Origin of the sequence: Mesotoga sp. UBA5825, assembly GCF_002432955.1 — a bacterium.
In the GTDB taxonomy this organism is placed as follows: Bacteria; Thermotogota; Thermotogae; order Petrotogales; family Kosmotogaceae; genus Mesotoga.
In genome coordinates this window covers 1,392-4,589 of record NZ_DJHG01000006.1, presented here as the reverse complement: position 1 = coordinate 4,589, position 3,198 = coordinate 1,392, and the positions used below count along the sequence as shown (strand labels likewise).

2 protein-coding genes are annotated in these 3,198 nt (G+C 42.5%); both read left to right on the top strand.

The window, feature by feature from the left end; genetic code table 11:
- Positions 1 to 151: 151 nt before the first annotated feature.
- Complete coding sequence (locus tag B3N33_RS00235) at positions 152 to 895, top strand: DnaB-like helicase C-terminal domain-containing protein (protein ID WP_292591757.1); 744 nt, start codon at positions 152 to 154, stop codon at positions 893 to 895.
- Between the two features lie 699 nt (positions 896 to 1,594).
- The coding region (locus B3N33_RS00230) for a DUF4011 domain-containing protein (protein ID WP_292591755.1) at positions 1,595 to 3,198 on the top strand (1,604 nt) is incomplete at its 3' end.

Sequence of the window (3,198 nt, the reverse complement as noted above, 5' to 3'; positions counted from 1 at the left end):
AAACGGAATTCAACAAACCTCTTCGCCAAAGCATTAACAGGAAGCCCTATTTAATGATTTAATGAAGGCAGTGTAGCTGCTGTAGTATAGATTTAAGTTGTGGAATGGTAAGCTTAACAGCAGATCAACGGCAGATACTTCGAGGTGGTTTATGAAGAATCTGAACTGGCCTTACAGAGGTCTATCTAATTATCTCCAACCAATAACAAGCGGGCATCTAGTAGTGGTTGGAGGACTCCATATGAGCGGAAAGACAACGTTTCTGCTAAACCTGGCATATAAATTCGCACTTGAAGGTGGGCGAGTTGCCTTTTTCTCATGTAGCGAGCCTTCCAAAAACCTTCAGACAAGACTTTTGCGAAGAGTTTTCGAATCACAGCTAAAGCTGGAAGATACGAAAGATCTGCCCACAGATGAATTAGATGAATTGAATCGCAGTTTGTATGAACTGAAGCAGCTCACATTAGATATTGTAGATTTGAAGGAACGTAGCATAGAAAGAACGATAGAAGTTGCTGCCGAACTCCATCACTCTAGAGGGGTCGAAATCTTCTTCATCGACGACCTTTACCTCCTGTCAGGAAAGAGGAAAGCTTGTGGCCTTCTAAAGCAAGTTGGAATGACCCTGGGCATTGTATTCATCGTTGCGACCAAGCTGAAACACTCAGCGTACAGAAATGCTGGAAAGATGCCAAGAATAGAGGATTTTGAAGGAAACGGTTCATACTTGGCAGAAGCCGATACCATTATGTTGCTTCATTGTCCACCTGATGATTGGTCAGGTTCATATGGAATAGACAAGGTTGAAATCACCTTATCCAGAGCCGGTGGCGTCGACGTAGATTTCACCGAAGTTCTTCAATTTGACTGGAGCAAGGCTGTTGTAAATGACTAGTCATGAGAGGCAAGAAAGCCTTAGACTTTCGACAAAGGGTGGGTTGGGTTGCGAATTTCAAATTTCTGCCTTTTTTGAAGCGAAGATGATTTCTGTTTACACATGTGATTTATGGTGCATGGAAGTTCTTTTACTTAATGCTTACAACTCACTGGATGGGAGTACACTAAGTTCCACAGAAGAAATAGAGGTGAAAATGGTTGAAACGAAAGGTAGACGAACGGTTGTTAAAAGCAAAAGAAGTCTTGAAAGAAGAGTCTGCCCCAAGTCATGCCACGCCGTATTTTGCCGATGATTCAATAATCAAGACATCTCATACATTGATCTTGAATTTGCCAGAGTGCGCACTTTCGGGGTTTGCTTCCCAAATATCTAAAGTCATTATTCCTAGGTCTTCACATTGTTTCATTTGCTTACAAAATGATACAATCTCTCTAGACAAATGAGCTTAATCTGTTTTCTGCAATGTATGAACATATGGAGATACAGAGTTAACATTAGCAATTCGAGATTTCCAGAGAAGTTCATCTCGAGTGTTGTATGTCAAAAAGCCAATCGGTGCTGCCAACCAGAATGTACGGATCCTTGATTCGAGGCAAAAAAAGAGACTCTTAAGTGAGTTGAGTCAGCGTTTTGCGTGTATCATTTAGTTTATTCTGTTTAGACCGGTAGTATGAGATAGGCTTTTGGAGGGATCTCATGGAAAACAATGACGCTGTTTCCGTTAAGGTCGACAAGTGGAAGAAAGCTTTGCTAGATCTCACAATGAGAAACAGGCTGATCAACTTCAGGACCAGCAAGACGAGCAATTTGATGCTTATAAAGCCTTCAAGCAGTGAGATTTTCAGTAAGATTGTTGTCCAAGAAAAAGAGATGAACTTCGTTCCGATTCCTCCTGAAGATGATAAAGAGCAAGAATATCAAAGCGCTATTTCCCTTAAAGCAAACCAGATACAGGCTGACCGCGAAGAAAAGGAAATGAATCTTGTTCTCAATAGACTAAAACTTAAGTCCAGGACTTCTTACGAGGAAATGGGAATCAATACCCTTTTTATGGCTTTCGGTTTCCTCAAGTGGAAAGAATTAGATTATAACAAGAGCTTTGTGGTTTCCCCTTTACTCCTTGTTCCAGTTTCCATTAGCCGCGAGACAATTGCCTCACCCTATTCCGTAAGGATCATCGATGACGACATTGTACTTAATCCAACACTTTCCGAAAAACTGCAGGAATTTGGCCTTGACCTGGAATCTACTTATGATCAGGAAATGTCGCTTGAGGAGTCGACCCTAAGAGATCTACTTGTAAAAGTCAGAAAGCTAATTGAACCGATCGAGGGCTGGTCGGTTATTGAAGACGTGGCTTTAGGGGTCTTCTCTTTTGCCAAGCTTGCCATGTACAAAGACCTTGAGAACTATGAAGACATGATATTCGAAAACTCTGTGTTGAGAACAATTGCAGAGGGGAAGCCGTTGATTGCACCAGATAATGAACACGACGAGCTTCCAGATTTGGATGTGGAAAACGATCCTCTAAACTGCTATCAGATACTAGATGCCGACTCGAGTCAGCAAGAGGCTATCCTTGCCGTGAAAAGCGGTCAAGACCTCGTGATACAGGGACCTCCCGGGACTGGAAAGAGTCAGACGATAGCGAATATTATTGCGGAGTCCCTGAGTCAGGGTAAAAGAGTCCTTTTCGTAAGCGAGAAAATGGCAGCACTCGAAGTTGTAAAGCGCCGTCTGGATGATTGTGAATTGGGAGATTTTTGCCTGGAGCTTCACAGTAAGAAAACAGGGAAGAGAGTGGTCCTGGACGAGCTGGAACGAGTGCTAAATGAAGCTAACAACCATGCTGTAGATACGAAAAGCCTGGAGCGTGAACTCTCTAGACTCAAGGAGATAAGAGAAAGACTCAACAGCTATGTTAGAAGACTGCACGAAAAGAGAACTTCTCTTGAGATTTCAGCATTTGAGCTTCACGGCAATCTGGCAGCTTTGCATGACGTAGATCTTGTGAGTTTTGATGTAGCACAACTACAAGATCTCACGCATGATCAACTGGACAAGATTATCAACAATCTTGACAACTTGAAGCGCCACGCCGAAATTTATCGCAACCATAAGAAGGATGTCCTTAACAAAGTCAAGGCAGTTGCTCCTGATGCCGTTTTCGTAATGCGCATTCGTCAATCGCTGACGAAGATAAGAGACACTATAGGAAAACTAAGGAAGATAGGCGAGGAAACATCCCTTGAGTGGAGATCGTCTATCAGTAAGGAACTCGAATATACAAATTCTAGGAT